The sequence below is a fragment of the Methylopila musalis genome (assembly GCF_042679725.1).
GTDB lineage: Bacteria > Pseudomonadota > Alphaproteobacteria > Rhizobiales > Methylopilaceae > Methylopila > Methylopila musalis.
Map to the genome: position 1 here is coordinate 1 of NZ_JBHTMX010000184.1, position 5,674 is coordinate 5,674.

The window sequence follows — 5,674 nt, forward strand, 5'->3', positions numbered from 1 at the left end:
CACCGGCAACGCCGCGTTCGACGCCTGGCGCGCCGCCGAGCTGGAGCGCCTCGCCGCCGAACGCCGCTCCGTCGACGAGGCCACGGCGGCCTTCGAGGCCCATCTCGCCGCCGAGCGCGGCGCGTTCGACGACGTACGCCAGCGCGAGGCGTTCGAGCGCTTCATGCGGGAGCGCCGCGGGAACGCCTGACGCGCCCGACCCCGCGTCGCCCGAATGGGAAAGCCGGCCTCGCGCCGGCTTTCTTTTTGCTCTGCGGGGCGTTACCCGGCGTCCCTGTTCTTAACCCGCCACGCACACGGAGCCTGAGCCCATGGATCTCGGCATCGCCGGCCGCACCGCCATCGTCTGCGCCTCCAGCAAGGGCCTCGGCCGGGCCTGCGCCCACGCGCTGGCGCGGGAGGGCGCCCGCGTCGTCGTCAATGGCCGCGACGCCGCCCGGCTCGACGCCACCGCCGCGGCGCTGCGCGACGCCACCGACGCCGAGGTGATCGCGGTGGTGGGCGACGTGGCGACCCCGGAAGGGCAGGCGGCGCTGCTCGCCGCAGCCCCCGAGCCGGACATCCTCGTCACCAACAACGCCGGCCCGCCGCGCAAGGATTTTCGCGCGCTGGACCGGGACGCCATGCTCGCGGGCGTGGTCGCCAACATGGTCACGCCGATCGAACTCATCCAGCAGGTGATCGACGGCATGGCCGAGCGCGGCTTCGGCCGCATCGTGAACATCACCTCGGCGTCGGTGAAGGCGCCGATCTCGGGACTCGACCTGTCGAGCGGGGCGCGGGCCGGGCTCACCGCGTTTCTGGCGGGGGTGGCGCGCACGGTCGCGCACCGCAACGTCACCATCAACAACATCCTGCCGGGCATGTTCGACACCGACCGCCTGCGCGGCGGCTTCCCGGCGGAGGCGGCCTTGCGCGGCGTGACCCCGGAGGAGGTGGCCGCGATCCGCATGGCCGCCGTGCCCGCCCGCCGCTTCGGCGAGCCGGCGGAGTTCGGCGAACTCTGCGCCTTCCTGTGCTCGGCGCAGGCCGGCTATGTCACCGGGCAGAACCTGCTGATCGACGGCGGCGGCTTCCCCGGCGCGTTCTGACGCCCCCAAAACGACAACGGCCGGCGCCCATGGAGCGCCGGCCGTCACGTGCGCGTGGAACGCGCTGGGTCTACCTGTCATGCGGGATGTCGTGAGACACGCGACCTTCGAATGTCGTCATGCCCGCGCCTTCGCGCGGGTATCCACGACTTCCCCTTCGGCGGACGCCCGACCGTTCAAGTCGTGGATGCTCGAGACGAGCTCGGGCATGACGGAGATCGAACGGTCCGGACCTGCTCTCAGTACTTGGTGACGAGCGCCGGCGGGGCTTCCGAGCCGATGGCGTAGCGCACCGCGGCGCTGACGATGTGCACGTCGGACTTGGACGTGCCGCGGAAGTCGAACGGCAGGCCGGGCGCGAACTCCTCGCGGATGCGGGTCTTGCCCGGCACGAACACGTAGGAATAGCCGAGGTCCACGCCGATGCGGTCGGTCACGCCGTAGCTCGCGCCGGCGGAGAGCCACCAGCGGTCGTTGTCCGGCAGGCGCACGGTGCGGTTCTTGGTGTTGATGGGCGACCACTCGTAGGCCACGCCCGCGCGCGCCGTCAGATCCTCGGTCACCTTGTACTCGCCGCCGACCGACAGGAAGTAGCCGTCCTTGTAGTGGAACGGCAGGTCGGTGACCTTGGCGCCGGTGTTGCGGTTCTTCACGGCGAAGCTGTCGAACTGCTCCCAGTTGGTCCATTCGAAGCCCACCAGCGCGGTGAAGCTGTCCGAAACCCGCTGACGCAGGCCGACCGTCACGCTGTCCGGCAGGTCGACCTTGGCCTTGATGTTCTGGACGCTGGAGCCGAGCGGCGTGTTGGACCGCAGCTTGCCCTTCAGCGTGTAGCTGGTGGCGGAGCGGTAGCCGACGCCGAGATCGGCGCCGTCCCACGGCTTCAGGTTGAGGCCGGCCACGAAGCCGAAGCCGATGTCGTCGCCCGACAGGCGCGTGGTGCCGGCGCCCGGCAGGAAGCTGCCCGGCGTGAACGGCGCCGGCAGCGGCGTGGCGCGCTTCAGGCTGATGTCGAAATACTGCACCTGCAGGCCGGCGGCGACCGAGATCCAGTCGTTCACGATGTAGCCGACGGTGGGCGTGGCGTTGATGGTGAGCACCTTGGACGAGCGCGCCAGAAACTGGCCGCTCCAGTCCTTGCGCGGATCGGTCACGAGGCCGAAGGGCGAGGTCACCGAAAGGCCCACCGCCACCCGGTCGTTGATGCGGTAGGCGTTGTAGCCCGACGCCAGAATGGCGCCCTGGCCGATCTCGCCGCTGTCGCCGGTCGCGCCCTGGCCGCCGGTGATCGCGTTGATCGCCGCCTTGGTGGACCCGTCCGCCTTGATCTTGGAGGAGGGCAGCACGCCGGTGACATGCTGCTCGCTCTGGAACGTCCCCACCTGGTTCACGAGCGCCGGGTTCCAGAACATGCCGGAGATGGAATCGCCGCCGCCGGCCGCGACGCCCGCGAACGACATGCCCTGCCCGACGGTGCTCTGCTCGCGCAGCGCGAAGGCGCCGGCGAGCGCGGAGCCCGCGACGCCCGAGAGCAGCAGCGCCGCAAGAGCGGGCGCGGCGGAGCGACGGATCGAATTGGTGAACATGCGCTTCTTCCCGAACTGCGACGCCGGTCTCTGCGGCCGGTCTCCACCACCCGCGAAGCGCGAACGGCGTTTGACGTGAGCCTGCGTGCGTCGCCGACGTTCGGCAATCGGGATGCGCGGCGCGGACACGCTTTCGCCGCAACCGTGGCATGTGAGCACCACATTCGAGGCGGCTGTCGCTCAGCCGTCATGCAGCGCTCCTAGGGTCCACCGCCTTTCGCCGCAGCTTTCGTGCGGCAGACGACAACGGGGATGCTCGCCGCCATGACCACGACCACGGTCGCCGCAGGTGAAACGCGCGACGACGCGCTGAAGATCAAGGGCGCGGACGAGCTGCGCGTTCTGGGGGACTTCATCGTCGGCGACGACGATCCGACGGTGCTGTTCAGCGACGCCGTGAACGGCGCGCGCATCGTCAACGAGGGCTCGCTGCTGAACGAGGCCGAGGACGGCCGCGCCATCCGCATCGGCAAGGCGGTGGGCTCCGAGTTCACCGCGACGATCGAGAACTCGGGCCGGATCGCGTCGGAGAACGACGTGGTGCAGATCCAGAACGAGATCACCTCCGGGTCGCTCACGATCCTGAACGCCGCCACGGGCCGCATCGAGGCCGGATCCGGCCAGGGCCTCGATCTGGCGTCGGGGGCGGGCGCGTTCCAGACCTTCGTCACGAACGCCGGGCTGATCGATTCGGACGAGAACGACGGCCTGCGCTTCGGCGGCCGGAGCGCGCTGACCAACTCCGGCGTCGTCGCCGGCGGCTCGGATGACGGCCACCAGAGCAAGGCGGACGGCGTGCAGTTCGAGTCCGGCGCGATCGGTCGGGTGACGAACACGGCGAGCGGCGTCATCAGCGGCGACCGCCACGGCGTGAACGCCGACGAGGACACCACCGTCACGGTGGTGAACTCCGGCGAGATCGTCGGCCGCAACGGCTCTGGCGTCGGGTCGGACGGAACCGCGACCGTCTACAATTACGGCGACATCGTCGGCCGGTTCAGCGATCTCGAGGGAACCGACGTCAACGGCTCCACGGTGGGCGCCGAGGACGGCGGCGGGCCGGACGGCGTGAACGACGGCGACGGCGACGGCGTGGACGTCGACTTCCGCGCCGTGATCCACAACCACGGCTCGATCCGCGGCGAGGGATCGGGCGGCACGGGCTCCGACGGGCTGCCCAACACCTCCGAAGGCATCGCGGCCGGCGGCGGCGTGATCCGCAACTTCCGCGGCGCCGAGATCGTCGGCGAGGACATCGGCGTCCTCATCGACGACAGCTCCCAGGGCGAGGCCTCCTACGCCACCTATGTCTCGAACCTCGGCACGATCCGCGGCGAGTCGAGCTACGCCATCAAGCTGGTCAGCGCTCAGGGCGACACGATCGCCAATGGCGGCCTCATCGCCGGCGGCGACGGCGTCGCCATCCTGTTCGGCTCCGGCGACGACACGCTGGCGCTGCGTCGCGGCTCGGTCATCGACGGGCTGTCGCTTGGAGGCGACGGCGCGGACACGCTGAGCTATGCCGGGTTTCGCGGCTCGGTCTATGTCAACCTGCACACGGGAGCCGCCACCGGGACCGGCGGCGTCCGCGCGTTCGAGAATGTGACCGGCGGCGCGGGCCATGACCGCATCACCGGCGACGCCAGCGTCAACGCCATCCATGGCGGCGGCGGGCGCGATCTCATCAACGGCGGCGCGGGCGACGACATCCTCGACGGCGGCGTCGGCGCCGACCGCATCATCGGCGGTTCGGGCGCGGACCGGCTGACGGGCGGCCTCGGGGCGGACCTGTTCTCCTACGCCGCGATCAGCGACAGCGCGGCCGCCGCCCACGACGTGATCACGGACTTCTCGACCTCCGAGGGCGACCGCATCCGCCTCAGCTATCTGGACGCCGACGTCACCGCCACCGGTCGCCAGTCCTTCGTCTGGGTCGAGGGCTTCACCGGCGCCGCCGGCCAGCTCTACGCGGCGTCGTCGGGCGGCTCCACCACCCTGTTCGGCGATGTGGACGGCGACCGCGTCGCCGATTTCGTGATCGAGCTGCACAACGTCGCTTCGGTCTCGGCCGGCGATTTCCTTCTCTGAAAACGAGGGTGGGCGGCCTTACGAGGCCGCCCGCTTTTAGGCCATCACGGCCGCTTTCATGATGCAGATCATGGTGGCGCGCAGGGGCTCCGGCCCGATGGCGCGCACCACATGGGGGCTGTCGCAGCGGTAGCGCAGCGTTTCCCCCGCGCGCACCCGCTCCGCGACGCCCGCGACCTCCACCTCGGCCTCGCCGGACAGCACCGACAGGCACTCGATCGAGCCGCGCTGGTGGGCGTCGGACTCCAGCGCGCCGCCGGGCTCCGCGGTCACGTCGTACCACTGCAGCCACTCGACCGTCTTGATCCAGCCGATGATGGCGAGGCGCACCTTGCCGTCTTCGGACACGATCAGCGGCGTGTCGGCGCGCGACAGCTTCTCGAGGAAGGGCGCGTCTTCGGCGGCGGCGAGCACCCGGTCGATCGAGACGTCGAGCGCCTGGCTCAGCCGCCAGATGGTGGCGAGCGTGGGATTGGTCTCGTTGCGCTCGATCTGGCTGATGATCGACTTGGCGACGCCGGACTGCTCGGCGAGCTCCGACAGCGAGAGATTGTAAGCCTTACGCAGGCGCTGGATCGTCTTGCCGAGATGGCCCGAGACGATCTGCGCGCCGCTGTCCAGATCGAGCCGTCCGCGAGGCGCCATCACGCCGCTCCGTTTGCTGCGACGAACGATCGTTCGACGGGTCGAACGAGATGTACGGGCCGCGCGTTCCCTGCGCAAGCGGCCCAGCCTCCGACGTCAGGCGCCGCGGCGAACGGGCGTGAGGGCGCAGGCAGGAGCGAGAGGCCGCTCAGGCGAACAGCAGCGCCTTGTCGGCCTCCGACAGGCTTTCGAGCAAGGGCGGCAGCGGCGCCGGCGCGGGCCGGTCCTCCCGGCGCAGCGGGGGCGCGAGGCGACGGGCCGGCG

At 70.7% G+C, this 5,674-nt stretch carries 5 protein-coding genes; 3 read left to right on the plus strand and 2 right to left on the minus strand.

Annotated elements, in window-relative coordinates; all coding sequences use genetic code 11:
• Nucleotides 1-190 (plus strand): DUF2852 domain-containing protein (locus ACFQ4O_RS14485; protein ID WP_378776548.1); only part of this gene is annotated, 190 nt, incomplete at its 5' end.
• Nucleotides 191-311: 121 nt separating this feature from the next.
• Nucleotides 312-1,091, plus strand: a complete 780-nt coding sequence (locus tag ACFQ4O_RS14490) for an SDR family oxidoreductase (protein ID WP_378776550.1) — start codon at nt 312-314, stop codon at nt 1,089-1,091.
• 239 nt (nt 1,092-1,330) lie between these two features.
• Here the strand turns inward: ACFQ4O_RS14490 and ACFQ4O_RS14495 are convergent, their stop codons facing one another.
• Nucleotides 1,331-2,677 (minus strand): OmpP1/FadL family transporter, encoded by a 1,347-nt coding sequence (locus tag ACFQ4O_RS14495; protein WP_378776552.1) that lies wholly within the window; start codon nt 2,675-2,677, stop codon nt 1,331-1,333.
• A 264-nt stretch (nt 2,678-2,941) separates the two neighbouring features.
• Here ACFQ4O_RS14495 and ACFQ4O_RS14500 point away from each other — a divergent pair, with 264 nt between their 5' ends.
• A complete protein-coding gene (locus ACFQ4O_RS14500; RefSeq protein ID WP_378776554.1) occupies nt 2,942-4,765 on the plus strand; it encodes a M10 family metallopeptidase C-terminal domain-containing protein in 1,824 nt (607 codons plus the stop codon).
• A 36-nt stretch (nt 4,766-4,801) separates the two neighbouring features.
• Here the strand turns inward: ACFQ4O_RS14500 and ACFQ4O_RS14505 are convergent, their stop codons facing one another.
• Entirely contained in the window at nt 4,802-5,410 is a 609-nt protein-coding gene (locus ACFQ4O_RS14505) for a helix-turn-helix domain-containing protein (protein WP_378776557.1), read from the minus strand.
• Between the last annotated feature and the right edge of the window lie 264 nt (nt 5,411-5,674).

Coding starts and splice junctions, on each gene's coding strand:
- ACFQ4O_RS14490 (WP_378776550.1), top strand. CDS start 312: ATGGATCTCGGCATCGCCGGCCGCACCGCCATCGTCTGCGCCTCCAGC.
- ACFQ4O_RS14495 (WP_378776552.1), bottom strand. CDS start 2,677: ATGTTCACCAATTCGATCCGTCGCTCCGCCGCGCCCGCTCTTGCGGCG.
- ACFQ4O_RS14500 (WP_378776554.1), top strand. CDS start 2,942: ATGACCACGACCACGGTCGCCGCAGGTGAAACGCGCGACGACGCGCTG.
- ACFQ4O_RS14505 (WP_378776557.1), bottom strand. CDS start 5,410: ATGGCGCCTCGCGGACGGCTCGATCTGGACAGCGGCGCGCAGATCGTC.